The 19801-nt window shown below is 42.8% G+C and carries 7 protein-coding genes; 4 read left to right on the top strand and 3 right to left on the bottom strand.

Annotated elements, in window-relative coordinates:
- The first annotated feature begins 12 nt into the window (after window positions 1-12).
- Together dhbA and FLL46_RS14975 are read left to right on the top strand one after the other, a co-directional pair.
- Entirely contained in the window at window positions 13-813 is an 801-nt protein-coding gene (gene dhbA, locus FLL46_RS14980) for a 2,3-dihydro-2,3-dihydroxybenzoate dehydrogenase (protein WP_142932111.1), read from the top strand.
- A 225-nt stretch (window positions 814-1038) separates the two neighbouring features.
- Window positions 1039-14226, top strand: coding sequence for a non-ribosomal peptide synthetase (locus FLL46_RS14975; RefSeq protein WP_142932109.1), 13188 nt, complete (start codon window positions 1039-1041; stop codon window positions 14224-14226).
- A 64-nt stretch (window positions 14227-14290) separates the two neighbouring features.
- On the opposite strand, the gene FLL46_RS14970 is transcribed toward FLL46_RS14975, so the two are convergent.
- The 3 genes from FLL46_RS14970 to FLL46_RS14960 form a co-directional block, all read right to left on the bottom strand.
- Window positions 14291-15142, bottom strand: a complete 852-nt coding sequence (locus FLL46_RS14970; RefSeq protein ID WP_142932107.1) for an ABC transporter ATP-binding protein — start codon at window positions 15140-15142, stop codon at window positions 14291-14293.
- Between the two features lie 102 nt (window positions 15143-15244).
- The gene (locus tag FLL46_RS14965; protein ID WP_168204177.1) at window positions 15245-16291 is read right to left on the bottom strand and encodes a FecCD family ABC transporter permease; all 1047 of its coding nucleotides are present in this window, start codon (window positions 16289-16291) and stop codon (window positions 15245-15247) included.
- A gap of 70 nt (window positions 16292-16361) precedes the next feature.
- Window positions 16362-17432 (bottom strand): FecCD family ABC transporter permease, encoded by a 1071-nt coding sequence (locus FLL46_RS14960; protein WP_142932103.1) that lies wholly within the window; start codon window positions 17430-17432, stop codon window positions 16362-16364.
- A 291-nt stretch (window positions 17433-17723) separates the two neighbouring features.
- On the opposite strand from FLL46_RS14960, the gene FLL46_RS14955 reads away from it, so the two are divergent.
- Together FLL46_RS14955 and FLL46_RS14950 are read left to right on the top strand one after the other, a co-directional pair.
- Window positions 17724-18599, top strand: a complete 876-nt coding sequence (locus FLL46_RS14955; RefSeq protein WP_142932101.1) for a siderophore-interacting protein — start codon at window positions 17724-17726, stop codon at window positions 18597-18599.
- A 144-nt stretch (window positions 18600-18743) separates the two neighbouring features.
- Entirely contained in the window at window positions 18744-19727 is a 984-nt protein-coding gene (locus FLL46_RS14950) for an ABC transporter substrate-binding protein (RefSeq protein WP_210418715.1), read from the top strand.
- The last annotated feature ends 74 nt before the right edge of the window (window positions 19728-19801 follow it).

Here is a 19801-nt window from a genome sequence, read left to right as displayed (position 1 = left end):
GGAAAATGGCTAATGTATGACTTTAATGAACAGGTTGTTATTGTTTCTGGTGCGGCACAAGGTATCGGGCTTTCAGTCGTCACACGACTTGCTCAGTCTGGTGCTAAAGTGATTGCGCTGGATACTCAATCTGTTAAGGCTAAGGCAAGCCAGGATGCCGGTAAAGGAAGTGCTAATTTGGGTTCTGTCGATTTGGAAACCATAGACTGGAGAATTGTCGATGTTTCTGATTCAAAGGCTGTTAAAAAAATTGTTCAGGATTGTTTCAATAAATTTGGCCGAATTGATGTGCTTATCAATGTGGCCGGAATTCTCAGGTTAGGTGCGGTAGAAAATTTAAATGACGATGATTGGAACGCCTGCTTTAACGTCAATACTTTTGGTGTATTTAATTTGTGTCGCGCTGTGATCCCTTTTATGAAAGAACAAAGAAGTGGTGCGATAGTGACAGTGGGATCAAATGCCGCACATGTTCCTCGCACAGACATGGCTGCTTATGCTGCGTCTAAATCTGCAACTCGTATGTTTTGTCAATGTCTTGCACTTGAACTTGCACCTTATGGTGTGAGATGTAATCAGGTATCTCCAGGCTCCACCGATACACCGATGCAACGCAACATGTGGCAAGACAAGACTGGAGAGCAAAAAGTTATTCAAGGATTTCCGGAAAGTTACAAGGTTGGAATTCCCCTCGGGAAAATTGCGAAACCCGATGAAATAACCAACGCCATTTTATTTTTTGCCTCCAGTCAGGCGACCCATATTATTATGCAGGATCTGGTTGTCGATGGTGGGGCATCTTTAGGTGCTTAATGAAGTTGGTTATTTCGACTAACTCATTATCAGCGGCCAGGACTCACACTAAACATTCTAAATTACAAATCGTCAATATATTTTATCGGTCGGGCTTCTTTTTTCGGAAAATGTTTGTGAAGTTGATGCACTCGATTCTGGGGAGTTGACGAATACCAAAATTGCTCGCTGATGACGAATTAAAAGGTGAGCTACTAAAACAAATTGGATTGAAAGGTAGTTAAAATGACAAGTCATATAAGCGAGATAGTTTTTCAACTTGAAGCCAATGGTATTCAGCTTGCATTAAGTGATAGAGCAGAGAACGAAGAACGAAGATTGAAAACAATTGCTCACAAACAAGCTATGACCGAAGAGCGGATAGCGCTAATTAAAAATAATAAAGAAGCGCTGGTTTCTTACCTGGAGCAAGTGGAGAACTTTAAGGAACCAATCAAATCCAATACAAATCAAAAAGCATTCCCGCTTTCATTTCAGCAACAAAGCCTCTGGTTCGCTTATCAATTTTCTCCAGGCGCTGCGTCTTATAACATGCCGCTCTATTTCAAAATCTCGGGTGAGATAAATGCAGACTGCTTAGAGCTTGCTTTACGGCAAATTATTGAAAGACACGAAGGGTTAAACACCGTTTTTAAAACTCAATCCGGTGAGCAGAGCCAGCAAGAAATCATCAACCATACTCCATTAAATTTAAATCTGCTTGATTACCGTCAATATGGTTATCAACAGGCAGATAAACAATTATCAGATTTGGTTAACCAGGCGATTAACTCTCCTTTTGATTTGACTCGAGAATCATTAATTAGAGTGACTTTAGTGCGCTTGCCAGGAAAACAACAAGCAGTATTGCTAACATTCCACCATATTGTTGCTGATGGATGGTCTGCTGGTATTTTGTTGCAAGAGCTGAGCGCCTACTACGATGAGATAGCCGCTGAGAATCAGTTGTTGTTACCTGCGCCGCCGCTTAATTATGTTGACTATTCAAGCTGGCAAAGACAGGCTTTCGAGCTAGGTTTATTTGAAAGTGAGCGACAGTATTGGCTCAATGAATTGAAAGACTTGCCAAAGTGTCATCAACTTCCACTGGACCATTCGCGACCGGTCGAACAAAGTTTTTCCGGCGAAACGGTTAGCGTGAAATTAAAGCCAGAGATCGTTTCCAGACTTAAACAATTTTGCCGTCAACATGGTGCTACTTTGTTTACCGGCTTGCAATCGACTTTCGCAGTTTTACTAGGCCGCTATTCCGCCTGGCAAGGTGGCTCTCCTAACCAGAAAGGGGCAGAGCAAAGAGAAGTGATCATTGGTTTCCCAATGGCCAATCGTGAAAGGGACGAACTTAAAGACTTGATTGGTTATTTTGTTAATACCGGTGTGATGAGAACGGATTTATCTAAAGGAACCAGCTTTTCCGCGGTATTGAAAGCGACAAGAAATAAACTGGTTAAGCATTTACAGCATCAACAGTATCCATTTGAAAAGCTGGTTGATGAGTTAGTTGAGCAACGCAATCTAGCAGTTAGTCCGCTGTTTCAAATTATGTTTGTTTACCAGGCTTATTCAGAGACAAGATTTGCTGGACACAACGTTTCTGAAATTAGCCCGACCCAGGCTTCAGCAAAATTCGATCTTACCTTGAAGGCAACGGAGTTGAAAGAAGGCGTTTCACTTGACTGGATTTTTAATCCTGACCTGTTTGAGAGTCAGACGATTAGAAATCTGGCCGAGCATTTTGAGATTTTATTGGAAAAACAACTAGAAGCCCCTGACGTCGATATCTATTCGCTGCCTATTCTTAGTGAGCGAGAAAATTCACAACACCAGCTATTAATTAAAAAGCAATTTAATAATCCAGTTGGTGGAATTCTCGAACAGCTAAATTATTGGCAAAAAAATACACCTGAGAACACTGCTGTCTGTTATGGCGATAATTCAATTAGCTACTCGGAGTTTTATGATCAAGTTGAATTGTTGGCCGGTTTTATTAAAGATTCCTATCAGAGTCAATTCGGTAAAGAAATAGGACCCGATACGCTGATTGCTGTGAGTGTTAATCGTTCTATCAATATGATTGTTACGGTGTTTGCTGTATTACGCGTAGGTGCGGCTTATGTCCCCATTGAGCCTGATGCACCAGAGCAAAGACAGGTTTTTACTTTTAGTGATTGTAGAGCACCGATTTTACTGGTTGGTGATTCTGACTTTACCCTGGCCAAGTCGGTGGAGATCGAACATGAGTTTTTTCGAGTCGATGTCAATAAAACACTTTCTGAGCTTAAGAGACTAGATCCCCAAAAAAATAAAATATCTGATTTTCCGGCCCACTCGGATCTCGTTTATGCAATTTATACATCAGGTACAACAGGCAAGCCTAAAGCTGCATTAATTGAACATCGTAGTTTGCTGAATTTAACGCAGCAAAAGTCAGTTAAAGATAGACTTTCTCAGGAAAGTCGTTATTACCTTTCTCCATCGCTCGCGTTTGATGCGAGCGTGCTAGCCATTTTTTCGGCAATGTATAGTGGTTCGACTTTATGTATTGCAAAAAAAGCTGGAATTGATGCAGATGAGTTACGCCAGTATCAGGCAACTCATATTTCTACTTCATCAGCGTTAGCGGAAATTCTAGCTTATCAACATTGCCCAACATTAAAGTATTTGAGTTTTGGTGGTGACCGGATTGCCGACGAAGTACTCAGTAAACTCATAGAAAAGTATCCCAATGTTAGTATCGAGTATGGTGTGACCGAAGCGAGCTGTTGCAATACTTGGTTGGATAAGCTGACGGAGGAAAATAAACATAGTATTGGAAAGCCCGTGCCGGGTAACAAAATTTATTTGCTGGACGATAATCTCAATCCAGTACCTGATGGAGTTGTTGGACAAATTAGTATTGCCGGGCTCGGTATCGCAAGAGGTTACTTAAATCGCCCGGAACTCACTCAGGAAAAATTCGTTGTCAATCCTGGTAATGACAATGAAAAGCTCTATTTAAGTGGAGATTTAGGTCGTCTGGATAAAGAGGGAAATATCATTTTTTGTGGGCGAAACGACAGCCAGATTAAATTACGAGGCTTTCGAATTGAACCTGGAGAAATTGAAAATGCACTGAATGCCCATGCTTCAGTTAGGCAAGCATTTGTAATGGTCAGCGACAACAACGGGCAATTCGAACGAGCTAAACTAGTCGCTTATGTGATACCTGAAAAGCGTACCGATGAGGTAGATGAGGCGGCTGTTCGCCAATGGTCAAAATCTCGCTTACCAGAATATATGATCCCGGAAATTTTTGTATCGGTTAGCCATTTTCCATTGAATCAAAATGGCAAAGTCGATATTGCAGCATTGCCTTTGCCAGTAGAAACAATTCATTCGGAATTTGTAGAACCAACTAGCGAGTTAGAAGTTGTTATTTCGAATGTATGGAAAAACTTATTAAAATTGGATGAAGTGAGTGTCGAAGCGGATTTTTTCCGACTAGGGGGGGATTCAATATTAAGTATCCAGGTCTCTTCTCAACTTCGAGAACTTGGGCATGAATGTAGCGTAAAACTATTATTTGAAAATCCGACAATACAAGAGTTAGCATGTGCGATTGAAACCCAATCAGACGCACCTGTCATTAACGCTGAACAGGGATTGCTAAGTGGGGAATTTCCTTTACTACCAATCCAGTCATGGTTTTTTGAACAAAATTTTGCAATGAGCCATCATTGGAATCAGTCCTTTCTAGTACGAGTGCCCAAGCTTTCTATAGACCAGCTTAATGTAGCAATAGCAAAGCTGGTATCTCATCATGACGCATTGAGAATTCGTTTTACGGCAGAGGGAGCTCAACAGTATTTATCTGATTTATGTTTGCCAGAGTTAAAAGTTTTTCGGAAAGGAGAGTCCACAGAATCGTTAACTGAGCTACTTACCGAATGGCAAAGTCAGTTCGATATTTATCAAGGTCCTCTCTGGCAGTTTGCCTATATTGAGGATGAGTATGACGATCATTCTGCACGCCTGTTGATGTCTTTTCACCATTTGATAGTCGACGCCGTGTCATGGCGCATTTTAGTTGAAGACCTGCAAAAATTAATTGAAGGCAGGGAGCTTGGTGAAAAATCCAGTAGTTATCGGCAGTGGGTTGGCACAGTGCAATTATATGCGGAGCAATATCATGCTGAATTAGACTATTGGCAACGCCAACTACCTGATTCAGATGGCTCAGATTTATCCTGGAAACTAAAACCATCTCTGGCCCATGTTGAACTGTCACTGGCTAAGCAGCAAACGAAACATTTATTGAACGATATCAGCCAAGCTTACAACACTGAAATTAACGATATTTTGTTGACAGCAACTGCGGATGCTTTATGTGTTTTGAACAACAATACTTATCAGTATTTCAATCTTGAGGGGCATGGCCGAGAGCCGTTGCAAGATGATATCGACGTGAGTAGAACTGTCGGTTGGTTTACCACCGAGTTTCCTGTGCGATTACGTGGCGATGGAGACTGGCATGAAAAATTAATTTTTAACAAAGAAAAGCTACGAAACATTCCGAACAAAGGTATTGGTTTTGGTGCGCTTAAAGCGAGTGATCAGAGATTAAGAAATTACCACGCGGAAATTGGTTTTAATTATCTTGGACAACTGGATAGCAATGTACAACTGGATAGTAATATACAAAGTGATACCAGTGCTTATTGGCAAATAACATCTGAATATAGTGGTGATGCTGTTCATCCCGATAACGCTCATCCCCATAACTTGTCAATTAACTGTCTGGTTATTGATGGTGAGTTTAAACTGTCGTTGCGTGGTTATTTCGGCGAGGAAAATTTACAAAGTTTTGCTGAACAGTTTCAACTGTCGCTTAATTTGTTAATTGAGCATTGCTATCAGAGGCAGCGACAATCTCAATTCTGGTTGACGCCAAACGATGTTCCTGAAGCAAAAATATCGCCTGAGTTATTGGAAGAACTACAAGTAAACAATTCGCTTCAGGCAGTTTATCCTGCCACAGGACTGCAGCAAGGGTTTCTTTATCACGCCATCGAGCAGCAAGATGATGATGCTTATCGTGTTCAAGTAATGTGGCGTTATCAACAGTCATTAAATCCTGATTATTTACGTCAGGCCTGGGTTGCTACAATTGCACAATACCCAGCTTTAAGGCTTTCATTTAACTGGCAAGAAGACATGCTTCAATTAGTGAACCATCAGGCTGATGATGGTTTTGAGTATCATGACTTTAGTCAACGAGAAAATGTAGCTGATGACATTGATGCCTTGCAAAAGAGCGACCGATTAAAATCATTTGAATTGTCGCGGCCTGGCTTATTCAGATTTCATTGTATCAAAGTGACTGATGCTAACTACGTGGTTCTGTTAACTATGCATCATGCAATCGTTGACGGATGGAGTAATCCAATTTTGATCGACAGCTTGCATCAGCATTATGCGAGAGTTTCTCGAAGTAACGAAATTAACGAGGTGCTTCCAAATACTTTTAACGAAGACCGCGCCTACCTTCAAGCACAAAAGTGGTATGCCAGAAATCTAAAAGCAGCGGCCGACCACTGGCAAGATTATCTTAGTGAATTCGATTATGCCAATGACCTTTCGGTATTGTTTGATTCACCTGTGGATTTGACTCGTGTATCGAAAGTGACTGACCCTGCAATGGCGGAACTTCAGTTTACCGGCGAGAACTATACTAATCTGAAATCACAGTTGAAGCGCTTCGGCTTCTCGACCAATCTGGTTGTTCAATTTGTCTGGCATAAACTGATTCAAACCTACACCCGTGATCAGCGCACAACAGTGGGGACTATTTTATCGGGGCGGGACATTGGTGTGAGTGGCGTTGAGCGCAGTATTGGGCTCTACATAAATACTTTACCCTTAATGGTTGAATGGAGTAATGAACAGCAAAATAGCACTGCTGGTTGTGACGCTATATTATCCAAAATGCAAAAAGATGTTGCGGCAATGAACACTTATAGCTGTCAACCACTTGCAAAGTTGCAGCGGCAAGGTGAACCCTTATTTCATAGCTTGCTTGTTTTTGAAAACTATCCTGTGGCAGAAAAGGCTGCTGATACTGATAAGCACCAGCTACATGCACAGTTTGAAAATGCGCTGGAAAAAGTTGATTACCCGCTAGGGCTATTAGCATTTGAACAAAATGATTCTCTTGGGATCAGACTTAACTATGATGCGAAATATTTATCTCAGTGCCGCGCAGAAAAAATTATCGAGCAACTCAATGTATTGTTGTGCCAGTTAGCTGAAAATATTTGCCGGCCTCATCAACAACTCAGCTTGTTACCTGAAACGGAAGTCGAAAGGCATTTAGAGCAAGTTGCTGGGCCGCAAACAGATTTTCCTTTTACCAGTATTGTTGAGATGTTTTCTTATGTGGCTGAAAATCATCCGCAAGCGATTGCCGTTGAACACAATCAGACTCAACATCAATATCAGCAATTAGATCGAGACTCGCAAAAACTTGCCTGTTACCTCAAACAACTTGACTTAGGTGAACATCATTTTATCGGATTTTGTTTGCCACGTTGTTATGAAATGACAGTCGCAATTCTGGCAATTTTAAAAGCAGGTTATGCCTATGTACCGCTTGACCCTGATTATCCTGAAGCGAGACTAGCGTACATTATTGAAGATTCAGAAGTTGGGCTAATATTAACACTTCAAAATATTTCGTCGAAGATTGATGTGATCCGCTCGCTTGCTTTAAATTTAGATCAGCAATCTTTGGAAATTCCTTCTACATCCGAAGCGCAATCGCTTGTTACCCCGTCGCCAAATGATCTTGCATATCTGATCTATACCTCAGGATCAACTGGCAAACCGAAAGGCGTTATGATTGAGCATCAAGCGCTAGCGAATACGATTTGTAATCAGGTAACTGAGTTAAAAATAGATACCAGTGCAAAGGTTTTGCACTCCACTTCAATGTCATTCGATGCTGGAACCGCGCATTTGTTTAAAGGTTTGTGTGGCGGCGCTCATGTGTTGCTTGCCGACCCTGAGCAACCTTTGATTGATATCATGGCGGAGGAAGAAGTGACTCATTGCTCCTTGCCTATGTCGCTGTTGGACGCGTTGCCACGTCGTTCGCTTCCTAAGTTAAAGGTCTTGAGTGGCGGCGGTGATAAATGTCCTCCTGCACTTGCTGACTTTTGGTCTGAGCAATGTTGTTTTATTAACATGTATGGGCCTACCGAGGCGGCAATAATTGCCTCGTTTAAAAAACTCTCACCAGGGGAAACCATTACTTTAGGGAAACCGATTGATAATACTTTCGCCTTGGTCCTGGATAGTGCAATGAATTTATGCCCGCCGGGCGTACCGGGTGAACTTTTCCTTGGTGGAAGAGGACTGGCGAGAGGTTATTGGCAACGTCCAGATTTGACTCAAAAAGCCTTTGTTGATAATCCGTTTTCTCAGTTCTTAGGGAAAAAGTTATCAGGGGAGAAATTATATAAAACCGGCGACTTGGTAAAATGGACAGATGATTTTGAGTTAAGTTTCTTAGGCCGAGTCGATCACCAGGTTAAAATACGTGGCTTTCGAATTGAGTTAGGTGAAATTGAGACTGCAATTCGTACTTGCGATGGCGTTAAAGAAGCCATTGTTGAAATGTTAAAAGATCATAACAACACGCTTCAGCTAGTCGCTTATGTTGTCGCGGAAGAAGATATTAGTCAGCAATTGCAAGAGACTCTGACGGCTCAACTGCCGAAGCATATGGTTCCGGCAAACTATCAGATTTTGGAATCTATGCCGCTCACGGTTAATGGTAAGATTGATCGAAGAGCGCTTCCTGTTCCCCACTGGCAAGCATTGTCTAACGCGTTTTCCGAACCTGAAACAGAACTTGAAAAATTACTTTGCGAGTGTTGGCAAACCTTGTTGAACTTGGAAAAAGTCGGTACAAAAGATGACTTTTATCAAATTGGTGGAGATTCAATTCTTGCAATTCAACTTACTTCAAGATTGCGAGAAAACAATATTCAATGTTCTGTTCAAGACGTTTTTGAAAGCCGCACGATTCAGCAGCTCGCCATACTAATTGATACGCGTACAGAAGAAGTTCAGGTTGATGCTGAACAAGGAAAACTGGTTGGCCAATTTCCGTTACACCCAATTCAGCAGTGGTTTTTTGAATTAGACCTGATACAGCCGAACTACTTTAATCAGGCGTTTTTAATTAAAGTACCACAGCTCAATTTGGAACAGTTAACACAAGCACTCAAGATGTTGGTTGAACATCACGATATGTTAAGAACATCCTTTAGTTCTCAGGGACAGGTTTATCTTGAAGAGCTTACTATCCCGGATATTTATCATATTGATGCGAGTGATTTCAACGATCGTTCTGTTTATTCTGAGGCGCTGCAAAAGAAGCTTAGCGAGTTACAGGGTGAGTTTGATGTGATAAATGGGCCACTTTGGACCATTGCTTATATTTCAGGTTTGGACAATCAAGAGTCGAGAATCTTTTTTGCTGCTCATCACTTATTAATTGACGCTGTTTCCTGGCGTATATTGGCGGAGGACTTGCACAGGTTTTACGAGGGCAACAAAGCGCTTAACAAAACTTCCAGCTATCGTCAGTGGCAAAGTTTGCTTGAAGAGCGAGCGAATAGTGAAACCGAAGAATATCATTATTGGCATGAACAGTTGTCCGATTCTGAAGATGGTCAAAACTGGTCGATTACCGCCCCACAAAATGCGGCAACTCAACTTGAACTGGATGTCGATAAAACTCAATCTTTGTTATCTGAAATTCATGGTGCCTTTTCAACGGAAATTAACGATGTGTTATTAACTGCGCTTGCAGCAGCAGTGTCTCCACTAATCGATAGTGAGCAATTTTATGTGACGTTAGAAGGGCATGGACGTGAAGCCTTGTCAGACAATATTGATGTCAGCCGAACAGTGGGTTGGTTTACTTCTGCTTATCCGGTCAAATTAAAAAATCAAGGCAACCTGGTTGATACGTTAATAGAGACTAAGGAAACTTTGAGAGCGATTCCTGATAAAGGTGCTAGTTTCGGCGCGTATAAATATTTACGCCAAAATAGTGAGTTAAGATCCCTTGCAAAAGCCAGGATCAGTTTTAATTATCTGGGACAGTTCGAGTCTCAATCCACTCAGCGAGATAATCACTGGACGATTACTCCAGAAGTAGCAGGCGTTACTACGAGTTCTGAAAACCTGGGGAACCCAAACACGAGTTTACTTTCGGTGAACTGCCGAGTGAATGACGGTCAATTGGTTTTTCATCTTTCCGGCAGGATAACTGAACTCGCGCTTGATAAAATTGCGGATAATTTACGTGCAGAGCTTACTACGCTCATTGAAATTTGTAGCGATAGAGTGTCACGTGGCATCCAACAATTTACACCTGGCGACTTTGTTGAGAGCCAAATTGAACGAGACCGTTTAAACCAATTACAAGCGCGTTATCCCATTGAACAAATATTCCCTGCTAATGCTTTGCAACAAGGACTGGTTTATCACGCACTCCAGTACCCAGATGATATCGCTTATCGGGTTCAGGCTAGTTGGGATTACGATGGTCACTTTGATCAAAAAGTATATAAAGATGCGTGGCAAATGGCAGTTAATCAGTTTCCCTCTTTGCGGATGGCGTTTGATTGGCAGGGGCCGTTACTTCAGGTTATCGCTCGGTCAGTAGAAATAAAATGGCAAGACATTGATCTTTCTGGAGAAGCGGAGCAAATCGAAAAGTATACACAGCTTAAAAAGCTGGAATTGAGTAAACCTTTTGCACTTAATGACCCAGGGTTAATGCGAATAACTTGTGTTCGATTTAACCCACAAAAAGTCACTATCATTAAAACCGAGCATCACAGTATCGGAGATGGGTGGAGCGGTCCTGTGTTACTGTCGAGAGTCCACAACATTTATCTGGCGTTGATGAAAGGTCAAAGACCAGTTGAAACGAAAGATCTCAGTTATTTTAAAGCGCAGCAGTATTACTTTAAAAATCGTGATCAATGTCGTGGTTATTGGCAAGCGTTATTGCGTGATGAGCAAACGGATCAACGGCTACGCTTAAATGATTTGGGCCTCATGGTTGATAAGCCACGTGGATTAGCCCAACACCAGCTGGCTGAAAAAGTTGACGAAGTGATTTGGCATTCTACGTTGGATGAGTATAGCCGTCTTGATCAATGTTTAAAATCTCACGGCGTAACCATGCATGCCGTGATCCAGTTTGCCTGGCATAAATTGATTCAAATTTACACTGGGGACACTCATACTCTGGTCGGCACAACAGTTTCCGGTCGTGATATTAGCGTGGCGGAAATCGATAAGAGTGTCGGCTTGTTTATTAATACATTGCCTCTGTTAGTTGTGTGGGATAATTCGAGCCAGGTCAGCGAAATTGTCGAACAAATTCAGCGGCGTGTGACCGATATGAATCGCTATGCTTATCAGCCGCTGGCGGAAATCCAACCCGATGGACAACGCTTATTCCAGTCGTTACTGGTCTTTGAAAATTATCCGATGCCGACAAAGAGAGCCGAGAGTAGTGAGTTTGAACTCACAGCCAGGTTTCATCCGACGGTGGAAAAAACCAATTACCCGTTAGGATTAGTTGGTTTTGAAAGAGATAGTCGGCTCGGCGTGAAATTACAATTTGACTCGCAAATACTTGGAAGCGAATCTGCTCACCGGTTGCTCGATCAACTTGTCTCCATAATCAAACAAATTCCAGAGAAGTGGCAGCTTTCTCACTCACTTGTTGAGTTTGGTGATGTCGAACTTTCGATTCTTAAGAGCGAATCTGCCAAGTTTTCTGTATCGGCAATGCACCGGTATTTTGAAAATTACGCTGACTTGCAGCCTGAAGCAATCGCACTGGTGTGTGGAACACAAAAGCTAAGTTATGCAGAACTAAACCGGAGAGCAAATGGGTTAGCAGCAGATATGCTTAATCGAGGAATAAAAAAAGGAGATGTGGTTGGTATTTACTTAACTCGAAATGTTTCTGTTGTTGTTGCGATGATTGCAACTTTGAAAGCTGGGGCGGCATATTTACCGATTGACTCTGATTTACCACAAGAGCGCGTTAGCTACATGATTGAAGATGCCAATCCTCAATTGTTGATTAGTGAAAGTGACGTGTTGAAGAGTAGGGAGGTAAGTGACTTACCTGAACTGAACTATGGTTTGATCGAAATAGATAATGAAAAGTGGATTGAGTCATGTGCAAATTTTGACAGGCAACAATCCGACAGGCAACAATCCGAGTTAATACAGCGCGAGCTTCCAAAAGTAGGGTTGGATGATTTGGCTTATATCATTTACACCTCTGGTACTACTGGAAAACCCAAGGGGGTTGCCGTTAACCACAGAGGGCCTGTTTCGTTATTGAACTACGATGGTGGAATGTGGCGACTAGCCAAAAACAGCCGAGTGCTACACGCGGTTAACTTTGCTTTTGATGCAGCAACGCAAGTATTGTTTAGTCCCTTGAGCCATGGTGCTCAAGTTCATTTGGTGGCACCGACAAGTCAATTGACTGAATATATAGAGAGTCACGATATCACACATTTTTGTAGTCCTGTTGGATTACTGCAGGCTCAGGCTTATCGCGAGTTACCGAAGTTAGAAACCGTTGTTGTCGGTGGGGATCGATGTGATACAGAAGTAGTGGAAACCTGGGGAAAGAACAGGCGCTTACTCAATGTTTATGGACCAACAGAAGCATCCATCGTTACTTCCTATAAAACACTAGTTGCGGGGGAAAATATTACATTGGGCCGACCAATCGCGGGAACAGAAGTCTATGTGGTGGATGGCAATAACCGGTTGCTGCCCAAAGGAGTCCCGGGGGAGTTGGTCATCGGTGGAGAAGGAATTGCTGTTGGATACTTGAATCGTTCTACACTGAACGAAAGAGCTTTTCAAATTCATGATTTCAGTGCAGGTAAAAAAGTTTACCATAGCGGTGACAGGGCATTAATCAATGGCGCTAACGAGATTGTGTTTTTAGGTCGTCAGGATAGCCAGGTAAAAATTCGAGGTTATCGAGTCGAACTCAACGAAATTGAAAGTCTTTGTTTACAAGAAGAACGGGTTAGTCAGGCAAAGGTCGTCGTTAAGAAATACGACGGGCGTGAATTGTTAGTTGCTTATCTAGTTTGTGTCGATAATCATGAAAGCAGTGGTAAAAGAGACGGTCATGATAGCGATGATCATAAAATACTGTTCGCTAAACTGAAAAAATTATTGCAGAGAAATTTACCGGTTTATATGCAGCCGACGCACTGGGAGATTCTTGAACAATTGCCGTTAACAAGCAATGGCAAAATAGATGAGAAGGCATTACCTGATCCAAAACTGGTTGAGCAAAAATATGTTGCGCCTGGCACAACTCAAGAAAAGGGCATGTGCGCGATTTGGCAGCAGGTTTTAAAAGTGGAACAAGTTGGTTTGACTGATGATTTTTACGAATTGGGCGGACATTCATTGTTAGCGATTTCACTACTGGCGGAGATTAAGCAACAGATGTCAGTCTCGTTATCGCTTAATCAACTCATCGAAAGCTCATCGCCGCAACAATTAATTGAGTTAATTAATAATGATATTGAATTAACCGGGGAGCCGCTTAAAAATTTATCTTCAATGGTTCGGTCTTCAGAAAAAAGTCCTGTTGAGTTTCAACGTCAGAAAATTTATCTGGTTCCCGCTGCCGGCCTCACGACAATGAGCTACCATAAACTAGCGGAAGCATTGTTAGATGAAGCGTTGCCAGATAAAGCTGAACTACATGTGTTTGAGCCAGAAAATCTGGTTAAAAAGTTTGGTTTGCCTGACACGATTGTTGAAATGGCGCAAAGCCATGTTGATTTAATGTTGCCTGGCGTAATTTCAAATCAGGCACTGTCGAATCAGTCTGACCAAGGAACAGAAAAGATTACCTTAATTGGGCATTCATTCGGTGGCTGTATTGCGTTTGAAATGATGCATATTTTAAAAGCCTCAAATATTGAAGTGGAGTTGATTTTATTAGAGAGCCGTCTTGATGCTGGAGATTTTGCAAAAGCTAAGCAACACCAACAGGATGAGCTTGAAAGTGGCAATGACTTATTTGTCGCGCAGCAAAAAATGATGGCGAGCTATCAGATCAGCCGACCGCTGGATGCGTCCTTAGGTTGCTTGGTGACGGAAGATTCTTTAACTATGGTGAATAAAAATCAACTGGAATTAGTTGATCTTGAGCAAATAAAGCGGAACTACCAATCTTTTTGTCGTGGAGAAGTTAGCGTTAAGCAAGTTTCGGGGGGGCACCTAAGTTGTTTAGCCGGGGAACACGCAGACTCGCTGGCGAAAGCAATTGTTGGACGACAATTGGGGTAAGGCAAAATGACAACTGAGTGAAGACGAGCTGGCGTTTTTCTTAAGTGTCTTACCTTAGCAAAGACTACGCCACCAGCTTCTCGGGTTTTGTTGGCTTTGTTGTGTCTGAATCTGGTGACATTTGCGGTAACCTACTTGGTTGTTCCGGTTCCGACTTAGCCACTATTACAGGCGTTCCATCGCAGGGGGCTTCGAGTATGTTGGCATCCACCGAATAAAGCGAGCGGATCAGTGCTGAGGTAACTACTTGCTGAGGTTTTCCGTCGGCAATAATTTTTCCATCCTTCATGGCGATGATGCGATCGGCATAGCGAGCAGCGGCGGCCAGGTCGTGCATGACAATCAAGATGCTGGTGTTTGATGCCGTTTGTTCTTTGATGAGTTTTAACACTTCGATTTGATGCCCCATATCGAGTGCACTGGTTGGTTCGTCGAGCAATAATAAAGGGGTTTGTTGCGCCAATACCATCGCTAACCAGGCTTTCTGTCTTTGGCCGCCGGACAGAGATGATAAGCGTCGTTTGGCAAATTGATTAACCTGCGCTCTAGCCATCACATCTGCGACTATTCTAGCGTCTTCTTTTGACCATTGTCTTAACAGGCTTTGATAGGGATAGCGTCCATAACCAACCAGTTCTTCGACGGTGATTCCTTCCGGTGCAACTGGATGTTGTGGTAGCAGTGCAATTTTCCTGGCGAGTTTTTTTCGGTTTAGTTTTGCCAGGCTGTTTCCGCTTAAAAAAACTTCGCCTTGGTGCGGCGTTTCAAGTTTCGCGAGTGCTTTTAACAAGGTTGACTTACCGCAACCATTTGGGCCGACAACGGCGACAAGTTCACCCTGTCCTACCGATAGATTGATTCCTTTTACAACAGCGTTTTGACCGTAGCGGATATGTAAGTTTTGTGTTGTTAACATTTTTCTTTCCCGAACTTTTATCGACGTTGTTTTTATTTTTGTTGATGTTTTGATTTCAGTTGTTTGTGGCTCTGAGCTATATTGGTTTATCGACACCGACATTTATTTGTCCTCTGCAGAGTCGCGTAGTAAGACCCATAACATAAAGGGGCCGCCAATTAACGAAGTGATGATGCCAACGCCAATTTCTTGCTGGCTGATTGAAACACTTCTCGCAATGGTATCTGCGAGTAATACCAATAACGCACCAACCAGCCCGGATAACCAGACAGGAACGCTATTGGGTATTGTCAGATAGCTTGCAAAGATAGGTGCAGCCATTGCGACAAAGGCAATGGGACCGGTAATTCCACAGGCAAGACCGGCAGTTATTACCGCCAGAAATAAAATTAAAACTTGCGTGAAACCAAGCGAAACACCTAATGTCTTTACTGTATCATCACTCAACTGCATGGCTTTTAAGCGGCGCGACAAAGTGATTAATAGCGGGACACAAATTCCTATCCCTGCCAAGACAGGAAGGCTGACTTCATAGCCTTGTCCGCTAAGGCTGCCGTTTTTCCAGACATAAAGGCCGTTCACCAAATGCATCTCTTGCATTGATAATGTCAGGTCGGAACCTGATCGCAACAGTTCAGCCAGCGCCATTCCAATAACAATCAGACGATATCCTTCTCTGCCGGGTTGCCCCGCGAGAAGTGCCAGGAAAATAAAAGCGCACACTGCGCCGATTGGCCCAATCCACCATGCCCATGTGCCGCTCATTGACAATGCGGAGACTAAAACAACAGCCGCAGTTGCTCCGTCATTAACGCCAATGATTTCTGGTGTGGCCAAGCGATTTTTAATTGTGGTTTGAATAAGGCACCCTGAAAGACCTAAAGCAAAACCAGCGATCAAAGCGGCGGTGATACGAGGCAAACGAATTTGCTCGACTAACATTTTACTCATTGCATCGCCACCGCCGGTTAATACTTCAATTGCGGTAAACGCAGACATCTTGGCAGAGCCGTTGACAATGGCAATGAGACAAGCAGCTGCTAACAAGATAAAAAGAAACAGGGCAACTAAAATTTGCTTCGGATGAATTAACACCGAATAGTGAGCAAAACGAAAACAATAGTGTTGTTGAAATCGTGTGAGTTCCACTATGTGTTTTCTCCGTGAGTTGTGTCCCTGGTAAAATTAATACTTAGCATCGAGATTGCTCCATTCATCGCTATTGGCTCGTTATTGAAAGTAAGCGATTGCTGCGAACAATCCAGATTAACAGGGGGGCGCCTAAAATTGCGGTTAATACACTCACTGGTGTTTCAAATGGTCGGGCAATCACTCGGCTAAGAATATCGGCGGCCAATAAAACCAATGCTCCAATGATGGCTGAAAACACAACCTGACGTGCAATGGATGCGCCGACCAGCCCCCTGGCAAGATAAGCTGCAATCAATCCAAGAAAGCCAATCGGACCGACCATAGCGACACTGCTGGCGGTTAATATCGTGGTGACAACGACTATTTTCCAACGAATCACTCGCGGATCGAATCCTAACGATAAGGCGCTTTGATCACCCAGTAACATAACCGACAATGGTCGAGTGAAAACTGCTGTCAGAATAAGGCCAAGAATAATCACTGGGGCCATCCAGTAAATTAATTCCATTTGACCGCCGGACAATGATCCCATGGTCCAGTATTGAAATTGATCGAGAGAGTTAACGAAAGAAAGTAATAAGAAATTGGTGAGTGCGACGAAGGTAGCGGTGATCGCCATTCCGGCTAAAATCAGCCGTAGTGGAGATGTGTTTTTTCGAGTTTGAGCCACAATCAAGACAATAATATTGGCCAGTGATGCACCCAAAATAGCCCAAATAAGGTAACTCATTGCATTCTCAGCCTGCGCAAACGAAATACCAAATACCACACCAAGCGCTGCACCGGCGTTAACGCCGAGTAAGCCAGGGTCTGCTAAAGGGTTTCGAGTGAGGTTTTGCATCAAGGTTGCCGAAACACCCAGTGCAACACCAACGAGGATTGCAATAATTGTTCTTGGGCCGCGCAAGGTCTCCATTACCATGGCAAGATGCGCATTTTCTTTTGCTTGCGGGTCGCCGATAAGATAGTTGAGACTCTGTTTGGCGTCAACAAATCCTGCGCCGGTGAGCATTGATGTCATTCCCAGCACTAGTAGTCCGGCAATACCGAGGATAAGCGGGTAGAGCAAGGGGAGTCGATGAGAATCGGTGGCCGCATGCGTGATATCGCTGGTTTTGTTTAAATTGCCGACTTCCAAAAATGTACGCCTTTATTTTTCAATGGTGACTAATTTATTCATTTGTTAATAGTAATCTTAATGCGAATCATTATTGTTTGTGCTATTGTATCGCCCATTCGCTAATTTGTCCAAAGATCAAGTTGTTGTTGATGTTTATATCTCACTTAGGGATTTATATGCTTTCATGAGAAAGCTAATGAGGGCTCAAGTTATTTCCTACAAGCGATTTTATAAGAGATAGGTGTGAGATCTGACAACGAACAAAAGCAACGGTCAAAAATCAATTCAACAAGTAACAGATAAAACAAAATGCTCAAGAATAAGCCTCGTAAAAATCTTTATAAACCTTCTTCGCCAAAGCTTTTGCAAGTTGAGCAAATTGTGAATATCAGTCCAAGATTGCGTCGACTCAGGTTAACCGGCGAACAACTGAAAGATTATCCAAAGGATATTCCAGCAGCACATATCAAAATATTTTTACCACTCGAAGGACAAGTAAAGCCTGTTTTACCAACGATGGGGCAAAAAGGGATTGAATGGCCGGATAAAAGTATCAGACCGATGACCCGAACTTATAGTGTGAGAGGCTTCTATCCCGAGGACATGATTTTAGATATCGATTTTGCGCTCCATGGTGATGAGGGGCCGGCCAGCCGCTTTGCATTGAATGCTAAGCGAGGTGATTACATCGGCGTTTCTAGTCCTGGCGGACCTTACCCAATGCTACCAGACGCTGAACAATTTGTTTTTGCCGGTGACATAACTGCTATTCCTGCGATTTCTGCTTTGTTAGAGACTTTGCCTTCATCAGCGACCGGGCACGCGTTTCTGGAAGTTCCGTGTGTCACGGACATTCACGAACTTCAGCACCCGCCGCAGCTTAAGATCCACTGGTTGGTCCGACAGCCGGGACCATCTCCATTATTGAATGCGCTAAAAACAATCGGATGGTCGCAGGCTGATCCTTTGGTTGAACCAGCTGTTACTCAATCTAATTCGGATGATGTGTTTTTCTGGGTTGGTGGTGAAAATGATGCGGTTTTGGCGATTAGAAAATACTTAAAGGAAGAACTGCAAATTCACCGCAAACAAATTTACGCCGTGCCCTACTGGAAAAATAATCTCAGTGAAGAGGGGTATCACAGCGAACGGCACGAGGTTATGGATCAGCTTGCGCAAGAATAGTGAATTCTAATGCAGGTTTTCAAAGTGCTTTTTTGAATTTAATCCAAATCAAAATGGGTGTTATTTCACTGAATTAACATAAAAACATATCACGTTTTTTCGATCAACTGACATTAGATCGACTTAAAATAATAGAGATTCGTTATGCATAAACTGACAAAACTATTTTTAGCAGTTATTTGTTCACTGGCTGTCATGACTATCGGGCAGGTTCAAGCCACCACTCGCAGTGTGTTTGATGCGTTGGGCAATAAAGTTCAAGTGCCCGTTGAGCCGAAGAAAGTAGTCGCATTAAGTGAAATAGACTATGACAGTACCCTGGCTTTGCGCATTGCTCCTTCTGCGACCATTCGTGGAAGAGGGCAGGGGGATATTCCGCGTTATTTAAAACCAATTGCTAAGCAGCTTGATTCATCAATGGAGCTAAGTATCGTTGGTGACATTGGTCGGCCGAACCTGGAAAAAATTATTGAACTACAGCCCGACCTGATTATCACCTCTCAACAGCGCCCGGGTGTTATGAAACAGCTAAGCCTGATTGCGCCGACTGTTGTAACGGCTAAGCGAGGTGAGAGTTGGCGCGAAATTTTTGCTCGAATCGCCACCGTTTTAAATCGAGAATCGGAAGCTGGATTGTTTCTCGAACAATATCACCAAAGATTAGAAGATGTGAAAACTAATCTCAAGAATAGTAAAAACTCCACAGTGAGTATCGTTCGCTGGAATCCTAAGGGACCGGCTTATATGTTTAATGATTCATTTGCCAGTTTAATCGTTCGCGACTTAAAACTTCAGCGCCCGAAAGTACAGCAGCAGAAGGGATACCACCATTCAAGGCCGTTGTCTTTAGAAGCGCTACATCAGATTGATGCTGACTGGATTTTTCTGGGAACTTTAGACGGCACAGGTGATGCGGTGGATGCCATGCAAGTTGCAAGAAATTCAGAGCCTTTTAAGCAATTGAAGGCAAGCCGACAAAATCAAGTTATCCCCGTTGATGGTTCACTATGGACTTCAGTTGGTGGACCTTTAGCAGCGCTGCAGGTTCTTAAAGATATTGAGCAGGCAATGCTTAAGCGATCTGAACAACCTGCTGAAAATCTGCAAAGCGCTTCTATAAAAAAGTAGTGCCTTATCGGTGGATGAAATTTTACTGAGTAAATGAGCGTGTGATGACATTGTTTTTTGCTTAAAAATAGTGA

This window comes from Aliikangiella coralliicola, assembly GCF_007004725.1.
GTDB lineage: Bacteria > Pseudomonadota > Gammaproteobacteria > Enterobacterales > Kangiellaceae > Aliikangiella > Aliikangiella coralliicola.
The sequence above is the reverse complement of the archived record's forward strand: the minus strand, read 5'-3'. Positions and strand labels throughout refer to the sequence as shown.

Coding starts and splice junctions, on each gene's coding strand:
- dhbA (WP_142932111.1), top strand. CDS start 13: ATGTATGACTTTAATGAACAGGTTGTTATTGTTTCTGGTGCGGCACAA.
- FLL46_RS14975 (WP_142932109.1), top strand. CDS start 1,039: ATGACAAGTCATATAAGCGAGATAGTTTTTCAACTTGAAGCCAATGGT.
- FLL46_RS14970 (WP_142932107.1), bottom strand. CDS start 15,142: ATGTTAACAACACAAAACTTACATATCCGCTACGGTCAAAACGCTGTT.
- FLL46_RS14955 (WP_142932101.1), top strand. CDS start 17,724: ATGCTCAAGAATAAGCCTCGTAAAAATCTTTATAAACCTTCTTCGCCA.
- FLL46_RS14950 (WP_210418715.1), top strand. CDS start 18,744: ATGCATAAACTGACAAAACTATTTTTAGCAGTTATTTGTTCACTGGCT.